Origin of the sequence: Streptomyces anulatus (assembly GCF_014650675.1) — a bacterium.
GTDB lineage: Bacteria > Actinomycetota > Actinomycetes > Streptomycetales > Streptomycetaceae > Streptomyces > Streptomyces anulatus.
In genome coordinates this window covers 473,202-490,564 of sequence record NZ_BMVK01000001.1, presented here as the reverse complement: position 1 = coordinate 490,564, position 17,363 = coordinate 473,202, and the positions used below count along the sequence as shown (strand labels likewise).

The following is a 17,363-nucleotide window of genomic DNA, read 5'->3' as shown; positions in this document are numbered from 1 at the left end:
TTGCATTCTTGCAGCAAGAACCTTCAGGAGCCTTGAGGGCACGGCGCGTTGCCGACTGAGGCTGCATCGTCATCCCCGCTTCCCCCACCCGCAGGAGGAAAGACATGGCACGCAGACCCCTGTCTGCCGCGCTCGCCCTCGTGGCCGGCGCCGCCGCCCTCGTCATCCCCACCGGATTCGGCGCCGCCGGCACCGCACAGGCCGCCGCCCCGGGCGACAAGGACGTCACCGCCGTGATGTTCGAGTGGAAGTTCGCCTCCATAGCCAAGGCCTGCACGGACACCCTCGGTCCGGCGGGCTACGGCTACGTCCAGGTCTCACCGCCCCAGGAGCACATCCAGGGCGGCCAGTGGTGGACGTCCTACCAGCCCGTCAGCTACAGGATCGCCGGCCGGCTCGGCGACCGGGCCGCCTTCTCCGCCATGGTGAACACGTGTCACTCGGCCGGGGTCAAGGTCATCGCCGACTCGGTCATCAACCACATGTCGGCGGGCAGCGGCACCGGCACCGGAGGCTCCACGTACACCAAGTACGAATACCCGGGCCTCTACTCCGGTGCCGACATGGACGACTGCCGGGCCCAGATCAGCAACTACAACGACCGGGGCAACGTCCAGAACTGCGAGCTGGTCGGCCTCGCCGACCTGGACACCGGCGAGGACTACGTACGCGGGAAGATCGCCGGCTATCTCAACGACCTGCTCTCGCTCGGCGTCGACGGCTTCCGGATCGACGCGGCCAAGCACATGCCCGCCGGTGACCTCGCCAACATCAAGTCCCGGCTGAGCAACCCGAACGTCTACTGGAAGCACGAGGCGATCTTCGGGGCCGGTGAGGCCGTCTCGCCCTCCGAGTACCTGGGCAGCGGAGACGTCCAGGAGTTCCGGTACGGGCGGAGCCTCAAGCAGGTCTTCCTCAACGAGAACCTCGCCCACCTGAAGAACTTCGGCGAGGGCTGGGGCTTCATGGAGTCCGGGAAGTCCGCCGTCTTCGTCGACAACCACGACACCGAGCGCGGCGGCGACACCCTCAACTACAGATACGGCTCCGCCTACACCCTGGCCAGTGTCTTCATGCTGGCCTGGCCCTACGGCTCCCCGGACGTCCACTCCGGCTACGAGTTCAGCGACCACGACGCCGGACCGCCGAACGGCGGCCAGGTGAACGCCTGCTACAGCGACGGCTGGAAGTGCCAGCACGCCTGGCGTGAGATCTCCTCCATGGTCGGCCTCCGCAACACCGCGCGCGGCCAGGCCGTCACCAACTGGTGGGACAACGGCGGGGACCAGATCGCCTTCGGCCGGGGCGCCAAGGCGTACGTGGCCATCAACCACGAGGGCTCCGCGCTCACCCGGACCTTCCAGACCTCGCTGCCCGCCGGCGACTACTGCGACGTCCAGTCCGGCAAGGGCGTCCATGTCAACGGCTCCGGCCAGTTCACCGCCACCGTCCCGGCCGGCACCGCCGTCGCCCTGCACGCCGGCGCCCGGACGTGCGGGGGCGGCGGCACGAACCCCGACCCGGACCCCGGCAACGGCACCTCCGGCGCCTCCTTCGGCGTCAACGCCACCACCCAGCCCGGCCAGAACATCCACGTCACCGGCGACCAGGCCGCCCTCGGCAACTGGAACCCGGCGAACGCGCCGAAGCTCGACCCGGCCGCGTACCCCGTCTGGAAGCTGGACGTGAACCTGCCCGCCGGGACCACGTTCGCGTACAAGTACGTCCGCAAGGACGGATCCGGCAACGTCACCTGGGAGAGCGGCGCGAACCGCACCGCCACCGTCCCGGCCTCCGGGAAGGTCACGCTGACCGCCGACGCCTGGCGTAGCTGAGCCGTACCTCTCGCCGGCGGGCCGGTGGCATCGCCACCGGCCCGCTTCCCCGCTGATCGACCCACCGCTCGACCGACCGATCAAGCCCCAAGGAGCACCCTCCGTGTCCCGAACCATCCTCGGACGATGGACGGTGGCCGCCCTGTGCGCGGCGCTGCTGCCCGTCGTCCCGGCGGCCACCGCCGCCGCGTCGCCCCGGCCGCCGGCCCCGCCGTCGGACGCCAAGCTGGCCCGTGAGGCGGACCGGCACGACCTCACGCGCGAGCAGTTCTACTTCGTGCTGCCCGACCGGTTCGCCAACGGCGACGCCTCCAACGACCGGGGCGGGCTGACCGGTTCGCGGCTGGAACACGGCTACGACCCCACCGACAAGGGGTTCTACCAGGGCGGCGACCTCAAGGGCCTGACCGGGAAGCTCGACTACATCAAGGGCCTCGGCACCACCGCCATCTGGATGGCGCCGATCTTCAAGAACCGGCCCGTGCAGGGGACCGGCAAGGACGCATCGGCGGGCTACCACGGTTACTGGATCACCGACTTCACCCAGGTCGACCCGCACTTCGGCACCAACGCCGACCTGGAGAAGCTGATCGACAAGGCCCACGCCAAGGGCATGAAGGTCTTCTTCGACGTCATCACCAACCACACCGCCGACACCGTCGACTACGCGGAGAAGGCCTACGGCTACAAGCCCAAGGGCGCCTTCCCCTACCTCGACGAGGACGGCCGGCCCTTCGACGACCGGTACGGCGTGGAGAAGGTGGACCGGGACTCCTTCCCGTACACCCCGGTCCAGGCCCCCGGCACCGGCGAGAAGGTCCCGTCCTGGCTCAACGACCCCACGATGTACCACAACCGGGGCGACTCGACGTGGGCCGGCGAGTCCAACGAGTACGGCGACTTCTCCGGGCTCGACGACCTCTGGACCGAACGTCCCGAGGTCGTGAAGGGCATGGCGAAGATCTACGAGAAGTGGGTCCGCGACTTCGACATCGACGGCTTCCGCATCGACACCGTCAAACACGTCGACCTGGACTTCTGGACCCAGTGGGCCACCGCGCTCGACGCGTACGCCGCGAAGCGCGGCCGGGACGACTTCTTCATGTTCGGCGAGGTGTACTCCGCCGACACCGAGGTGACCTCCCCCTACGTCACCCGGGGCCGCCTGGACTCGACCCTGGACTTCCCGTTCCAGGACGCGGCCCGGCAGTTCGCCTCCCAGGGCGCGCCCGCCGACAAGCTCGCCTCGGTGTACGGCAACGACTACCGCTACACCACCGACAAGGCGAACGCCTACGAGCAGGTCACCTTCCTCGGCAACCACGACATGGGCCGCATCGGGACCTTCCTGAAGCAGGACAACCCGAAGGCCGACGACGCCGAACTGCTGAAGCGGGCCCGGCTCGCCAACGAGCTGATGTTCCTCGGCCGGGGCAACCCGGTGATCTACTACGGCGACGAGCAGGGCTTCACCGGAGCCGGCGGCGACAAGGACTCCCGCCAGACGCTCTTCGCCTCGAAGACCGCCGACTACCTCGACGACGACCAGCTCGGCACCGACCGGACGCACGCCTCGGACGCGTACGACACGAAGCACCCGGTCTACCGCTCCGTCGCCGCGCTCTCCGAGCTCACCGAGGCTCACCCGGCGCTGCGCGACGGCACCCAGATCGAGCGGTTCGCGGAAGGCTCGGTGTACGCCACCTCCCGCATCGCGACCGAGCGCCCCTACGAATACCTCGTCGCCTCCAACAACGGCACGAGCCCGAGGGAAGTCCAGCTCGCCACCGAGTCGGCCGACATGAACTTCCGTACCCTGTACGGCGGTTCCGGCGCGGTCCGCAGCGGCAAGGACAAGAAGGTCACCGTCACCGTGCCCGCCCTCTCCAGCCTCGTGCTGAAGGCGGACCGGACCGTCGCCGCCCCCGCCGCCAAGCCCGCGATCTCGCTCAAGGCCCCGGCCGCCGGAGCCACCGGCACCGTCGAGATCACCGCCGACGTGGACGGCGGACAGCTCAACCGGGTCGTCTTCGCCGCCCAGGTGGGCAACGGCAAGTGGAAGACGCTCGGTTCGGCCGACCACGCCCCGTTCAAGGTCACCCAGTACCTCGACGAGACGGTGAAGGCCGGCACCCCGCTGCGCTACAAGGCCGTCGTCGTCGACCGGACCGGCCGCACCGCCGGCGCCCTCGCCTCGACGACGGCCGGGCAGACCCCGCCGAAGCCGAAGCCCGTCGCCGTCGAGCGCGACCGGGCGGTCGTCCACTACCAGCGCCCCGACGGCGACTACGAGGGCTGGCAGCTGAAGTCCGGCGAGAGGACCGCCGAGTTCATCGGGCGCGACGCCTACGGGGCGTTCGCCTGGATCGACCTGGAGAAGGGCGCCGAATCCGTCCCGTACACCGTCGAGAAGGACGGCACGGCCGACGGCCCGCAGCGGACGATCGACCTCGGTGCGACCGGTCAGGTCTGGATCGAGCAGGGCAAGGACGGGCAGACGGCCGAAGCCCCCGAGACCCCGCCGCAGGACACCACGAAGGCCGTCCTCAACTACCACCGCCCGGACGGGAACTACGACGGCTGGGGCCTGCACACCTGGGCCGGGGCCAAGGAGCCCACCGACTGGTCGAAGCCGCTGGCGCCCACGAAGAAGGACGCCTACGGAGTCACCTTCGAGGTACCGCTCGTCGACGGCGCCACCTCGCTCAGCTACATCCTGCACAAGGGCGACGAGAAGGACCTGCCCACCGACCAGTCCCTCGACCTCGCCACGTACGGCCACGAGGTCTGGATGCTCGGCGGCAAGCCCGGCTACCTGCTCCCGCAGACGGGCGGCGGCGTGGCCCCCGACCTCGGGAAGGCCGAGGCGCAGTGGCTCGACGCGGACACCGTCGTCTGGAAGGTGAGGGCCACCGACGCCACCAGCCAGCAGCTCGTGTACGCGGAGAACGGCGGCATCTCCGTCGTCGACGGCGCGCTCTCCGACGAGGGCCGGTGGCTGCGGCTCACCCCGGCCGCGCTCAGTGACGCGCAGAAGGCGAAGTACCCGCACCTCGAGGACTACCCGGCGTTCACCGTCGACGCCCGTGACCGGGACCGGGTCCGCGAGTCCCTGCGCGGCCAGATCATCGCCACCCAGCGCGCCGCCAACGGCGCTCTGCTCGCCGCCACCGGCGTACAGACCGCGGGCATCCTGGACGACCTGTACGGGAAGAAGGCGGCATCCGCCGAACTCGGCCCGGTCTTCCGCAAGTCGACGCCCACGCTCTCCGTGTGGGCCCCCACCGCCCGGACCGTCTCGCTCGAACTCGACGGCCGCACCCACCCGATGAAGCGCGACGATCGCACCGGCGTCTGGTCGGTCACCGGCAAGAAGAACTGGCGGGGCAAGCCCTACCGGTACGCCGTGACCGTCTGGGCCCCCACCGTCCAGAAGCTGGTCACCAACAAGGTCACCGACCCCTACTCCACCGCCCTGACCGCCGACTCCGCCCGCAGCCTCGTCGTCGACCTCACCGACCCGGAGCTGGCGCCGCGCGGCTGGTCCGGTCTGAAGAAGCCCGCCGCGACCCCGCTGCGGGACGCCCAGATCCAGGAACTGCACGTCCGCGACTTCTCCGTCACGGACCGCACGGCGAAACACCCCGGTGAGTACCTCGCCTTCACCGACACCCGCTCGAAGGGCATGAAGCACCTGGAGAAGCTCGCCGACTCCGGCACCAGCTACGTGCACCTGCTGCCCGTCTTCGACATCGGGACGGTCCCGGAGAAGAAGAAGGACCAGCAGAAGCCCGCCTGCGACCTGTCCGTCTACGCCCCCGACTCCGAGGAGCAGCAGGCCTGCGTGAGCAAGGCCGCCGCCGAGGACGGCTTCAACTGGGGCTACGACCCGCTGCACTACACCGTCCCCGAGGGCTCCTACGCCTCCGACCCGGACGGCACCCGGCGCACGGTCGAGTTCCGGCAGATGGTCCAGGGCCTCAACCGGGCCGGGCTGCGCACGGTCATGGACGTCGTCTACAACCACACCGTCGTCTCCGGCCAGGACGACAAGTCGGTCCTGGACCGCATCGTCCCCGGCTACTACCAGCGGCTCCTGGAGGACGGCGCCGTCGCCACCTCCACCTGCTGCGCCAACACCGCCCCCGAGAACACCATGATGGGCAAGCTCGTCGTCGACTCCATCGTCACCTGGGCGAAGGAGTACAAGGTCGACGGGTTCCGCTTCGACCTGATGGGCCACCACCCCAAGGACAACATCCTGGAGGTCCGCAAGGCGCTGGACCGGCTCACCCTCGCCAAGGACGGCGTCGACGGCAAGAAGATCATCCTGTACGGGGAGGGCTGGAACTTCGGCGAGATCGCGGACGACGCCCGCTTCGTCCAGGCCACCCAGAAGAACATGGCCGGCACCGGCATCGCCACCTTCTCCGACCGGGCCCGCGACGCCGTGCGCGGCGGCGGCCCCTTCGACGAGGACCCCGGCGTCCAGGGCTTCGCCACCGGCCTCTACACCGACCCCAACTCCTCCCCGGCCAACGGCACCCGCGCCGAGCAGAAGGCCCGGCTGCTGCACTACCAGGACCTGATCAAGGTCGGGCTCACCGGCAACCTCGCCGACTACACCTTCACCGACACCTCCGGCCGTACGGTCAAGGGCTCCGAGGTCGACTACAACGGGGCGCCCGCCGGATACGCGGCCGCACCCGGCGACGCGCTCGCCTACTCCGACGCCCACGACAACGAGACCCTCTTCGACACCCTCGCCTTCAAGCTCCCGGCCGACACCACGGCTGCCGAACGGGCCAGGGCCCAGGTGGTGGCCATGGCGGCCTCCGTCCTCTCCCAGGGCCCCTCGCTCTCCCAGGCGGGCACCGACCTGCTGCGCTCCAAGTCCCTGGACCGCAACTCCTACGACAGCGGCGACTGGTTCAACGCCCTGCACTGGGACTGCCGCGACGGCAACGGCTTCGGCCGGGGCCTGCCGCCCGCCGCCGACAACCAGGACAAGTGGGCGTATGCGAAGCCGCTCCTGGCCGCCACCGGCACCATCGCGCCGGACTGCGCGCAGATCGACGGGGCCTCGGCCGCCTACCGCGACCTGCTCACCATCCGTACCACCGAGAAGGAGTTCTCCCTCAGCACCGCCGACCAGGTGCGGTCCACCCTGTCCTTCCCGCTCTCCGGCACGGCCGAGACCCCCGGCGTGATCACCATGCGCCTCGGCGACCTGGTCGTCGTTCTCAACGCCGCGCCGACCACCGCCGACCAGCGGCTCGCCGCGCCGGCGGGGAAGACGTACGCACTGCACCCCGTCCAGGCCAAGGGTGCAGACCTTACTGTCAAACGAGCCAGGTACGACGGGGAATCGGCCACTTTCACCGTACCGGGACGCACGGTGGCCGTCTTCACTCTGCGCTGACCTCCGGCAGCACTACGGTGACGGCAGACGTCGGCAACGGAGCCGCGACAGCCGTCCTGGTTCACCCGGGCCGGTCCCGCTCTCCCCTCCCGGGGAGGCGGGGCCGGCCCGGTGCGTGCGGCAGGAGCCCCGCCCGGGGCGGTCGGCTCGCCGGCGCACCCTGCCCCAGCGTGCGGACGGTGATGATGACCAAGGTGGGATACCTTCCCGACGAGACGAGCAGCTTCGTCGGGAGGCGGGCCGAACTGGCCCGGCTGCACACCGCGTTGACCACCCGGCGGATGACCACCCTGATCGGCCCCGGCGGCGTCGGCAAGACCCGGCTCGCCGTCCGGGCCGCCCGCGCGGCCGCCGACCGCTACACGGACGGCGCCTGGTGGGCCGACCTCTCCCCGCTCCCCGACGACGGGCTGCTGCTCCCCACCGTCTCGGACGCGGTCGGACTCGCCGACCACACCCTGCGGATGCCCGTCGAGGCGCTCTGCGAATGGCTCGGCGACAAACACCTCCTGCTGGTCCTCGACTCCGCCGAACACCTCCGGGGCCCCTGCTCCCATCTGCTGGCCGAGATCCTGACCACCTCGACGGGCCTGACCGTCCTGGTCACCAGCAGGCAGCCGCTCGGCACCCGGGGCGAGTACGTCGTCGAGGTGCCGCCGCTCCCGGTCGACGGCGCGCCCGACGCCCTCCAGCTCTTCGCCGACCGGCTGCGCGCGGCCGACCCCCGGGCCGGTCTCGACGCCCCCGGCGACGAGGCGGCCGCCGCCGAGATCTGCCGCCGCCTCGAAGGCATCCCCCTCGCCATCGAACTGGCCGCCGCGGGCATCGGCCGGCACAGCGTGGCCCAGCTCGCCGCCCGGATCGGCACCCGCTTCGACGCCCGCGGCGCCGGCCTCGGAGCACCGGGCCGGAGCGGCGTCCTCGCCCTCGCCCCCGGCTTCGGGGCCCCCGGTCCCGGCGCACCCGGCGGGGACGGTACGGACGGAGAGGACGGGGACCCGGGCACGGCCCGCCTCGACCTCCTCGCCGACGCTACGGTGTGGCCCCGCCGCCACCGCACCCTGCGCACCGCCATCGGCTGGTCCCACGAGCTGTGCACCCCGCTGGAACGCCTCCTGTGGGCCCGCCTCACCCCGCTGCGGACCGACTTCGACGAGGAGGTCGCCCGCGAGGTCTGCGCGGGCGGCCCGCTCACCCCGGACGAGGTGGACCGGGCGCTCCAGGGCCTCGTCGCCCAGTCCGTCGTCCAGCGCGACGGCGACCGCTACCGGATGCTCGACACCCTCCGCGAGTACGGCCGGATGTGGCTCACCGAGCTGGGCGAGACCCGCGCCGCCGCCGACCGGCACGCGAGGAGCTTCCTCGACCTCGCCCGCCGCGCCCACGACGGCTGGACCGGACCGGACCAGGTGTCCTGGTACCACAAGGTGTCCGACACCCACCTCGACCTGTGCGCCGCCCTGGAACACCTGCTCGCCCACGACATCGACGGGGCCCAGGAGATGGCGGGCCGCGTCGGCTTCTTCTGGGCCTGCTGCGGCCACCTCTCCGAGGCCCGGAGCTATGCCCAGCGGGCCCTGGACGCGGGCCCCGTCGACGGCCCCCACCGCACCAGGCTGCAGTGGGTCCTCGGCGTCGCGGCCCTGCTCCAGGGCGACTTCGCGACCGCGGAGAAGCACGGCGCGCTCTGCACGGCCGGCGCCCTGTACGACCGGGACGACGAGGGCATGCTCGGCGCGGCCTATCTCTCCGGCCTCACCCAGCTGATGACCGGGGAGCCCGAGGCGGCGCTGGAAGCGTCCGGGCGGGTGCTGCGGATGACCGAGGGCGTCCCGGTGGACTCGGCCCACCGGCTGCGTTGCCACCTCATCACCGTCTTCGCGCTCACCGCGCTCGGCCGGCTCACCGAGTCCGAGGCGGCGGCCACCACGCTGCGCCGCGCCTGCGAACGCGGCGGCGAGTACTGGACCCGCTCCTACGCGGACTACCAGCTCGCCCTGATCGCCCTGTTCCAGGGCCGTCCGGCGGCCTCCGCGGCGCACGCCCGGTCGATGCTCGCGGGCAAGCACCGGCTCCGCGACAGCTTCGGCATCGCGCTGGGCCTGGACATCCTGGCCGCCGCCATCGCCGCCCAGGGCGCGGGCGCGCAGGCCGCCCGGGTCTACGGCACCGGACACGCGTACTGGCGCATGGTCGGCCATCCCCAGCGCGGCACGCCCGAGCTGGGGCCGGTCCGCGAGAGGTGCGAGCTCCAGGCGCGGGCGGCCGTCGGCGACGAGGCCTACCAGCGCGCCTTCGAGCGCGGCCAGTCGGACAACGCCGAGGTCGGTCTCGCCGCCGCACTGCGTACCGAGCTGCAGCTCTGACCGGGCGGGAGCGGGGACCGGCGCACGGGTGGAGTCCCCGGACTACCCACACCCCGGACCATGTGAGTAAGGTTAGGCATACCTAAGTAGCCACTTGGGTTCCGCTGACCTTCCTGGAGAACTCGGATGCGCCTTTCCCGCCCCCGCGCCACGCAGCCGACCCGCGCCGAGCGCGTCCGGTCGATCCTGACCGTCGCCCACTCCATGACCGTGGTCAGCGACGGCCTGCACACCGAAGTCCGCCGCCTCGACGGCACGGGCGCGATGGGCCACATCCACCTGCACGCCCCGAACGACGGCGGTCACGCGCCGAGCGCCGAACGCGTCCCGGCCCGCCTGGAGTTCACCGACATCGCCCCCACCCCCGTCCGCGACCGGCTGCGCGCCCGCGTCACGGTCACCGGGCTGCTGGCCGACCCGTACAGCACCGACATCGAGCAGAGCACCTGCATGGAGTTCGGGCAGGCCGTCCTGGAGGACGCCGAGGGACGCACCTTCGTCACCCTGGAGGAGCTGGAGGAGGCGGAGACCGACCCGATCGCCGCGTGCGAGGCGGGCATGCTCACCCATCTGGTGGACGACCACGCCGAACTCGTCCCGCTGCTCCTGCGCCTCGTCCACCCCCGCCCGGAGCGCGGCATGACCCGGGCCGTGCCACTGGCGATGGACCGCTTCGGGGTGACCCTCCGGCTCGAATACCCCACCACCCACGAGGACGTCAGGCTGCCGTTCCCCCGCCCGGTCACCGAGATCGACCAGGCGGGCCCGCAGATCCACGCCCTGCTGGCCGCCGCCCGCCGGGTCTCCCACCGCAACGGCCTGCCGGCCTGAGGGCCGTCCCGCAGTCGATATCGGGGATCAGCGCGGCGGCAGGCGCTGCGCGGGCACGGCGGGCACGTCCGGGGCGAACGCGGAGAGCCGGGCGAGCAGTTCCCCGAACGGCCCGTCCGCCGGCTCCTGGGTGAGCACCCGCAGCACGATGCCCGCCATCTCCTGGTCGTACGCGGCGCTGACCGCGGCGAGCGCCGCGAAGTCGTGCACCAGCTGCATCTCCAGCTCGGCGCGCGGGATGCGCCGCCCGTCCAGCCAGATCAGCGCCGTCGACTCGGCGAGCGAGACCCAGGAACGGACCACCAGCTCCAGCCGGGCCGGCGGTTCGGCCACCCCGAGGTGCGTGATGATCTGCTCGTACGCGGCCTGCCGCACCCCGTCGATCATGGCGTTCGCCGTCGAGGAACCGACCGCGGGACCGCCCCGCATCAGCGCCGAGAAACCGGGGCCGTGCTCGTCGACGAAGTCGAAGAACCGCCCCATCACCCGCAGCAGCCGCGCCCCCAGGGGTCCTTCGAGGGGCTCCAGGAAGCGCGCCGCCAGCTCGTCCGCGGCCCGCCGCAGCGCCGCCTCGTACAGGCTCTGCTTCCCGGGGAAGTAGTGGTACACCAGCGGACGGGAGATGCCCGCGGCCGCGGCGATCTCATCGATCGACACATCCTCGGGCGAGCGACGGCTGAACAAGTCCAGCGCGACGCCGATCAGTTGCTGTCTGCGCTCGTCGACGCCCATCCTGCGCCGCACCCCGGTCGTCATACGGACAGCCTATCCGGGGTGCGGTCCGGGCGTCGCGCGGCGGACGCCCGTCCGGCGAGGGGCCCTACAGATCCAGAACAAGACGTCCGCCGCGGCAGCGCGAGACGCAGATCAGCATCGATTCGCCCCGCTCGTCGTCGGTCAGCAGATCGTCCCGGTGATCGATCTCGCCCTCCAGGACCCGCTGTTGGCAGGTCCCGCAGAACCCCTGCTCGCAGGAGTACGCGACATGGGGCGCCGCCGCACGGACGGCGGCGAGCACCGACTGCCCGGCCGCGACCGGCACCGTGCGCCCGCTGCGCCGCAACTCCACCTCGAACGCCCCGGAACCGGGCCCCGCCGCGTCCCCCGTCGCGGCCGAGAACCGCTCCAGATGCAGGGGGTGCCCCTCCGGGAGCGCGGCGGCGACCGCGTCCATCAGCGGCTCGGGGCCGCAGCAGTAGACCGCCGTGCCCGGGGCGAGACCGGTCAGCGCCGCCGCGACGTCCGGGTGACCCGCCTCGTCCTGGGCGACGACCGTGACCCGGTCCCCGTCCGCGCCGAGCTTCTCGATCTCCTCCAGGAACGGCATCGATCCCCGCGACCGGCCCCCGTACAGCAGCCGCCAGTCGGCACCCGACGCGGCCAGCGAGCGCAGCATCGGCAGGACCGGGGTGATCCCGATGCCGCCGACGACGAAGACGTAACCCGGGGCGCCGGTCAGGGGGAACCGGTTGCGCGGCCCGCGCACCTCGACCTCCAGGCCCTCCTGGAGCTGTTCGTGCACCTCCCGTGAACCGCCCCGGCCGTCCTCCACCAGCCGGGTCGCCACGGTGTACGCACCGGAGTCCTCCGGGTCGCCGCACAGCGAGTACTGCCGGACCAGACCGGACGGCAGCACCAGGTCCAGATGGGCCCCCGGCTCCCAGCGCGGCAGGCCGGCGCCCTCCAGCCGGAGCTGGACGACACCGTCGGCGACCTCGCTCCGCCCGGTGATCAGCAACCGGCGGGCCGAGGTCGCGCGCCGCTTCGAGTGGCCCGATACCGGCTCGGGCAGGGCGGGCAGCGGCCACAGCGGTGACCGGGCGATCCGGCGCCTGAGGGCGCGCCGGGTGAGCAGGGCGGCGCCGGAGACGAGCACGACGGTACGCAGACGGGGCAGGGCCATGGTTCAGGACCTTCCCGTCGTGGCGGTCCCGGGGGTCTCGGCGGCGAGCGCGGCGGGGGAGTGGGCTAGGTAGTCGACGGCCTGGGCCGTACTGCCCTCCTGCGACGGGTGGTACGACCGGCTGAGATAGCTCGGCACGGACCGCAGGATCGCGCCGGTGCTGGGCAGCGTGCCCTGCTTCCCGCTCGCGTGGAACGCCTTGAAGGAGGCCTTGCCGCCCAGCAGCGTGGGGTCGTTCTCCATGAAGAAGCGGGTGCCGCGCTGCCAGAGGAATATCAGCGCGGAGAACGCCGCCGCCCAGGTGCGCACCCGCCGCCGGTAGCCGCCGTCCACGTGCATGAAGACGTCGAAGGCCACCGACCGGTGCTCGACCTCCTCCGCCCCGTGCCAGCGCAGCAGATCGAGCATCGTCGGATCCGCGCCCCGGCGGTCCAGTGCGTCGGCGTTGAGGATCCAGTCGCCGAGGAACGCGGTGTAGTGCTCGATCGCCGCGATCGTCGCCACCCGCTCCATCAGCCACCACTTCGAGGCCCGCCCCGGCGGCAGCGTCCGGTCCCCGAGCAGCTTCTCGAAGAACCAGTCGACCTGCGCGGTGTACGGGGTCGGGTCGAGGCCCAACTCCCGCAGATGCGGCAGCACATCGTCGTGCGCCTGCGAGTGCACGGCCTCCTGGCCGATGAACCCGATGACGTCCTCGCGCAGCTGGTCGTCGTGGATGTACGGGAGTATCTGCCGGTACACATGGATGAACCAGCGTTCCCCGGCGGGGAGCAGCAGGTGGAGCACATTGATGGTGTGCGTCGTGAACGGGTCGCCCGGCACCCAGTGCAGGGGCGTCTTCTCCCAGGCGAAGGACACCTTGCGGGCCTTGAGGGGCGTCCGCTCCGACGCGACCGCCGCTGGCTGCGTGTTAGACATGGTGTCAATGTACTGACGGGTATGCGGGGGGACCAGAGGCGTGCAGAGATTTCCGTGCCGTTCCCGAAGGCCCCGCGCGATGATTGCTTGTATGACGAAACCTGTGCAGGCCCGGTCCTTCGACGCCATCGCCGCCGACTACGACGCGCACCGACCCTCCTATCCGCCCGCCCTGTTCGACGCCGTCGAGGAGCTGGCCGGAGTGCCGCTCGCCGGAGCCCGGGTCGCGGACGTCGGAGCGGGTACGGGGCTCGGCACGGCACGGCTGCACGAGCGCGGGGCCCGGGTCACGGCGGTGGAGCCGGGCGACGGGATGGCCGAGCAGTTCCGAAGGAGCCTGCCGGACGTCTCCCTGGTCCGGGGCGACGGGAACAACCTGCCGCTGCAGACCGGCTCCATGGACCTCATCACGTACGCCCAGGCCTGGCACTGGACCGACCCCGCCCGCTCTATCCCCGAGGCCCGCCGGGTGCTGCGGCCGGGCGGCGCGCTGGCGCTGTGGTGGAACGACGGCGACCCGTCCGTGGAGTGGCTCGTCGACCAGGAGAACCGTATGCGGGTCTTCTTCGGGGTGGAGATCCCCGCCGTCCCGTCCCACCGGGCCCGCTTCCGGGCCGAACTGCCCGACGGTCTCGACTTCCGCACCCGGCAGGTCGCCTGGAGCCGCCGCGTGCCGATCGACGCCCATGTCGCCAACCTGGCCACCCACTCCGACTTCCTGATCGGCGACCCGGCGGCGGTCCGCGACTACTTCGACCGCGAACGGGCCCTGCTGACGGCCCTGTTCCCGGACGGCGAGGTCGAGGAGGCCTATCTCGTGAGTCTTGCCGTAGCCCACCCCTGAGCCCGGATCCGGGTGCAGGATGGGCCGATGGCGATACAACCGGAATGCCGAGGCGTGCGGAACGGCGGGGCCGGCGCGCTTGCCCTGGCGGGCCTTCTGCTCCTGGCCGGGTGCAACACGGAACCGGCCGACGGCGGCGGCGACGGGGAGCGGCCCACGCCGAAGCCGGCCGCGACGGGCACGTTGGAACAGCTCGCGAGGAAGGCGGGCTGCGACCCGAACGTGCAGACCGACGCGGCCGAGCTGCGGCAGGCCAACTGCACCACGGACGACGGACGTTACGTGCTGACCACCTTCGCCTCCGACCGGGGCCTGCGCGAGTGGATCAACGAGGCCAAGGACTACGGCGGCTCGTACCTCGTCGGACGGCAGTGGGTGGCCGTCGGCGATCCGGACGTGGTCGCGGCGCTGCGCGGCCGGCTCGGGGGGACGGTGGAGACCGCCTCGCCGCACCACTCGGGGGACAGTGGTGGAGGGGGGAGCGAGGACGGGCACTCCGGTCACCGCAAGAGCTGACCGCACAGGTTCACGGGGCCGCGCGCGCCGCGTCAGCGGCAGCGGCGGCCGTCGTTGATGCACCGCACCATGTTCCTCATCAGCCGTTCGTCGAAGACGTTGATGAAGTCACCGTGGTCGGTGACCGGCTTGTGCAGCTGCTCGGGGAAGGAGTCGACGGCGAAGCCCGGCCCCGGCGGAACGTCGTAGACGATGCGCTGCACCAGCTGCGGCACCGCCCGGAACCCGCTCGGGCACCGCCCGTCGTCCCGGGCGAACGCCACATGGGTGCGGTGGTTGGCGCTGTCGGTGTTCTGCCCGTCCCAGCAGTTCTGGAAGGCGAACGTACGCACCACCTGACTGCCCTCGGGACAGATCGGGTACTTGTCCTTCACCTGCCGGTCCTCGAAGCCGGTGCAGCTCCACGAGGCGTTGGCGTTGGCGTCGCCGTTGGTGAACGCCTTCGCGTCCCCGGTGATGATCCGCAGGAAACGCGGCATCGCGGTGACCCTGCCGACGGGCGAGCCGACGAATTTCAACGTCACCCGGGACGGGGTCTGGATCTCCCCGGTGTTCTGGTCCCGGCCGCCGCCGTCGGCGTCCACGTCGTCCTCGTCCTGCCCGTTCTGCAGGCGCAGGACGGGCCAGTAGTAGGTCGACCGGTCGCCCTGGTTGCGGCAGGTGGTCGCGCCGTCCGCCAGGTCGTCGTCGCTCGCGAAGGCGTCGTTGGCCTGGTTGCCGACGTAATCGTGCATATGGTGCGCGCCGTTGCTCACGCCGGGCGCGACGATGACGTTGTCCGGGTTGAACTTCCCGTTCTCGTTGCGGCCGCAGTCGGTGGTGAAGCTGCCCCGGGACGCGCCGCGGCGCTTGCGGGGCCGGTCGGCGTCGGGCCGGACGGACCGGATGTCGACGAAGTCGGCGGCCTCGGGCCCGTTGCCGCCCCGACCCTGACCGGGATCTTCGCCCTGGCCGGGGTCCTGCCCGCCCGGGTCCTGATCGCCCGGGTCCTGGCCAGGGTCTTCCTCCTGGCCGGGGTCCTGATCGCCGGGGTCCTGGCCCTGTCCTGCGTTCTGGCCCTGGTCGTCGTCGGCGCGCAGGCTGCACCCGGCGAGGCTCTCCAGTCCTTCCGGCCGTTCCGCCACGCGCCCGATCGCGATGCCGATGCGGTCGAGACTCGCGGCCCGCTTGCCGCGCAACGGGCCCAGGACGGCGTTCTCCGCCAGCCCGGGGTCCCGGGCTATCTGCTCCTTCCGGTCCGCGAACTGCCGGTAGGCGTCGGTGATCTGGGTATCCATCGCCGCGAGCTCGCGGTCGACCTCCCCGCGTGCCTGATCCGGCACCTCGGGCAGTCCGTTGACGGCTTCGGGGCAGTCGATGGTGGACAACTGGCGGCCGGCGTTCTGCGTCCGGGTGGGCGGAGAACCGGATGGTCCTTCTCCCGCGGAGGCGTAGACGTTGACCGCGACCAGCCCGCCCCCTCCCAGGATCAGGGCCGCGGAGGCGGCGATGGCCCGGTCGGCGAGCGTGGAACGTTTCTTGCGCGATGTGCGTCGCATGGGACTCCTCTGCTTCGAGGGAGAAGCGTGACGTCCCATACGGGAGGGCGGCGCGGCCCGTTCAGCCTCCCGGCCGATTCGTGGGAAGCCCGGCCGGAAAGCGGCCCTCCCCCCGACTATCAGGCGAAGGCGGCCAAGGGGGCGTCCACCGGGGCCCCGGTGAGCCGGTTGGCCAGGGTCGACAGGGTGTACGCGCCGATCCCCAGGACCACTTCGAGGGCGTTCTGCTCGGTGTAGCCGTACGCCTGGAAGTCCCGCAGGGCCGCGTCGTCCACCGCGCCCGCCGAGGCGAGCACCGCAAGGGTGAACCGCCGTACGGCTTCGAGGCGTTCGTCCGGGAGCGCGGCTCCGGAACGGTCGCGCAGGGCGGCGACGAGCGCCGGATCGGCGTCCAGGGCGGTCAGCTTCGCGGTGTGCATCGCGACGCAGAGGTGACAGTCGTTGCGGGTGGCCATCGTCATGATCAGGACCTCGCGGGAGAGCGGGTCCAGGGTGCAGGACTCGAAGATCGCGCTGATCTTCAGGAAGCCGTCCAGGGCATGGGGCGAGGCGGCGAGCCGGGCGATGGCGGCGGGCCGGTAGCCCAGCCGCTCGGTCACCGCCTCCATGGCGCGTCGTGAACCGGGCGGGGCGGTCTCGGGGGTGTGGTCGGGGAAGGGCATGGCGGACCTCTCGGAGCGGCTAGGGTCGACAATATGGTTGACGAAAAAAAGGTAAACCAGGTTGTCGAGTCCCGCAACGGCTTTGAGCTGCCGCTGCTCCTCTTCGCCGGCTTCCGCTCGATCATCGACGCCCTGCACCGGGACCTGGCCGAGCACGGACACCCCCGGGCCCGGCCCGCGTACGGCTTCGCCCTCCAGGCCGTGGGACGCGACGGCGCGGCCATCAGTGAGATCGGGCGGCGGCTCGGGGTCTCCAAGCAGGCCGCCGGAAAGACGGTCGAGAAGCTGGAGGCGCTCGGCTACGTGGAGCGCGCCCCGGACCCCGCCGACGGCCGGCGCACCCTGATCCGCCTCACCCCGCATGGCGAGGACCTGCTGACCCGGTCGGCCGAGGGCTTCGACCGGCTGCGGGCGGAATGGGCCCGGACGCTCGGCGAGGAGCGGCTGACCGCCCTGGAGCGGGACCTGCGCACGATGGCTCCCGGAGGCGCGTTCCGGCTCGACGCGGCGGGCTGGTTCACGGGCTGA

General features: G+C 71.8%; 12 protein-coding genes. 7 read left to right on the top strand and 5 right to left on the bottom strand.

Annotated elements, in window-relative coordinates; genetic code table 11:
• The first annotated feature begins 104 nt into the window (after positions 1 to 104).
• The 4 genes from IE272_RS02175 (at position 105) to IE272_RS02160 (ending at position 10,454) form a co-directional block, all read left to right on the top strand.
• Positions 105 to 1,835, top strand: a complete 1,731-nt coding sequence (locus IE272_RS02175; protein ID WP_190006128.1) for a carbohydrate-binding module family 20 domain-containing protein — start codon at positions 105 to 107, stop codon at positions 1,833 to 1,835.
• A gap of 103 nt (positions 1,836 to 1,938) precedes the next feature.
• On the top strand, positions 1,939 to 7,257 hold the full coding sequence (pulA, locus tag IE272_RS02170; RefSeq protein WP_190006127.1) for a pullulanase-type alpha-1,6-glucosidase: 5,319 nt from the start codon (positions 1,939 to 1,941) through the stop codon (positions 7,255 to 7,257).
• A gap of 182 nt (positions 7,258 to 7,439) precedes the next feature.
• A complete protein-coding gene (locus IE272_RS02165) occupies positions 7,440 to 9,623 on the top strand; it encodes an ATP-binding protein (protein WP_056706530.1) in 2,184 nt (727 codons plus the stop codon).
• Positions 9,624 to 9,749: 126 nt separating this feature from the next.
• Positions 9,750 to 10,454 (top strand): DUF2470 domain-containing protein, encoded by a 705-nt coding sequence (locus tag IE272_RS02160; protein ID WP_190006126.1) that lies wholly within the window; start codon positions 9,750 to 9,752, stop codon positions 10,452 to 10,454.
• 27 nt (positions 10,455 to 10,481) lie between these two features.
• Here the strand turns inward: IE272_RS02160 and IE272_RS02155 are convergent, their stop codons facing one another.
• The 3 genes from IE272_RS02155 to IE272_RS02145 form a co-directional block, all read right to left on the bottom strand.
• A complete protein-coding gene (locus tag IE272_RS02155; RefSeq protein ID WP_050357964.1) occupies positions 10,482 to 11,210 on the bottom strand; it encodes a TetR/AcrR family transcriptional regulator in 729 nt (242 codons plus the stop codon).
• A gap of 64 nt (positions 11,211 to 11,274) precedes the next feature.
• Positions 11,275 to 12,357: a PDR/VanB family oxidoreductase gene (locus IE272_RS02150; protein ID WP_056706528.1), complete on the bottom strand. Its 1,083-nt coding sequence runs from the start codon at positions 12,355 to 12,357 to the stop codon at positions 11,275 to 11,277.
• Between the two features lie 3 nt (positions 12,358 to 12,360).
• Positions 12,361 to 13,275 carry a metal-dependent hydrolase gene (locus tag IE272_RS02145; protein ID WP_098892181.1) on the bottom strand — a complete coding sequence of 305 codons (915 nt, stop codon included), beginning with the start codon at positions 13,273 to 13,275 and terminating at the stop codon, positions 12,361 to 12,363.
• Positions 13,276 to 13,366: 91 nt separating this feature from the next.
• Here IE272_RS02145 and IE272_RS02140 point away from each other — a divergent pair, with 91 nt between their 5' ends.
• Positions 13,367 to 14,119, top strand: coding sequence for a class I SAM-dependent methyltransferase (locus IE272_RS02140; protein ID WP_190006125.1), 753 nt, complete (start codon positions 13,367 to 13,369; stop codon positions 14,117 to 14,119).
• A gap of 27 nt (positions 14,120 to 14,146) precedes the next feature.
• Positions 14,147 to 14,635 (top strand): hypothetical protein, encoded by a 489-nt coding sequence (locus tag IE272_RS02135; protein WP_190006124.1) that lies wholly within the window; start codon positions 14,147 to 14,149, stop codon positions 14,633 to 14,635.
• 32 nt (positions 14,636 to 14,667) lie between these two features.
• Here IE272_RS02135 and IE272_RS02130 read toward each other — a convergent pair whose 3' ends face one another.
• Both IE272_RS02130 and IE272_RS02125 read right to left on the bottom strand, forming a co-directional pair.
• On the bottom strand, positions 14,668 to 16,173 hold the full coding sequence (locus IE272_RS02130; protein WP_190006123.1) for a DUF1996 domain-containing protein: 1,506 nt from the start codon (positions 16,171 to 16,173) through the stop codon (positions 14,668 to 14,670).
• Positions 16,174 to 16,292: 119 nt separating this feature from the next.
• Positions 16,293 to 16,835, bottom strand: a complete 543-nt coding sequence (locus tag IE272_RS02125; RefSeq protein WP_190006122.1) for a carboxymuconolactone decarboxylase family protein — start codon at positions 16,833 to 16,835, stop codon at positions 16,293 to 16,295.
• 33 nt (positions 16,836 to 16,868) lie between these two features.
• Between IE272_RS02125 and IE272_RS02120 the strand changes: the two genes are divergently transcribed.
• Positions 16,869 to 17,363: a MarR family winged helix-turn-helix transcriptional regulator gene (locus IE272_RS02120; RefSeq protein ID WP_056706522.1), complete on the top strand. Its 495-nt coding sequence runs from the start codon at positions 16,869 to 16,871 to the stop codon at positions 17,361 to 17,363.

Excerpts from the sequence above, each read along its gene's own strand:
- IE272_RS02175 (WP_190006128.1), top strand. The coding sequence starts at position 105 with ATGGCACGCAGACCCCTGTCTGCCGCGCTCGCCCTCGTGGCCGGCGCC.
- IE272_RS02165 (WP_056706530.1), top strand. The coding sequence starts at position 7,440 with ATGATGACCAAGGTGGGATACCTTCCCGACGAGACGAGCAGCTTCGTC.
- IE272_RS02160 (WP_190006126.1), top strand. The coding sequence starts at position 9,750 with ATGCGCCTTTCCCGCCCCCGCGCCACGCAGCCGACCCGCGCCGAGCGC.
- IE272_RS02155 (WP_050357964.1), bottom strand. The coding sequence starts at position 11,210 with ATGACGACCGGGGTGCGGCGCAGGATGGGCGTCGACGAGCGCAGACAG.
- IE272_RS02150 (WP_056706528.1), bottom strand. The coding sequence starts at position 12,357 with ATGGCCCTGCCCCGTCTGCGTACCGTCGTGCTCGTCTCCGGCGCCGCC.
- IE272_RS02145 (WP_098892181.1), bottom strand. The coding sequence starts at position 13,275 with ATGTCTAACACGCAGCCAGCGGCGGTCGCGTCGGAGCGGACGCCCCTC.
- IE272_RS02140 (WP_190006125.1), top strand. The coding sequence starts at position 13,367 with ATGACGAAACCTGTGCAGGCCCGGTCCTTCGACGCCATCGCCGCCGAC.
- IE272_RS02135 (WP_190006124.1), top strand. The coding sequence starts at position 14,147 with ATGGCGATACAACCGGAATGCCGAGGCGTGCGGAACGGCGGGGCCGGC.
- IE272_RS02130 (WP_190006123.1), bottom strand. The coding sequence starts at position 16,173 with ATGCGACGCACATCGCGCAAGAAACGTTCCACGCTCGCCGACCGGGCC.
- IE272_RS02125 (WP_190006122.1), bottom strand. The coding sequence starts at position 16,835 with ATGCCCTTCCCCGACCACACCCCCGAGACCGCCCCGCCCGGTTCACGA.
- IE272_RS02120 (WP_056706522.1), top strand. The coding sequence starts at position 16,869 with ATGGTTGACGAAAAAAAGGTAAACCAGGTTGTCGAGTCCCGCAACGGC.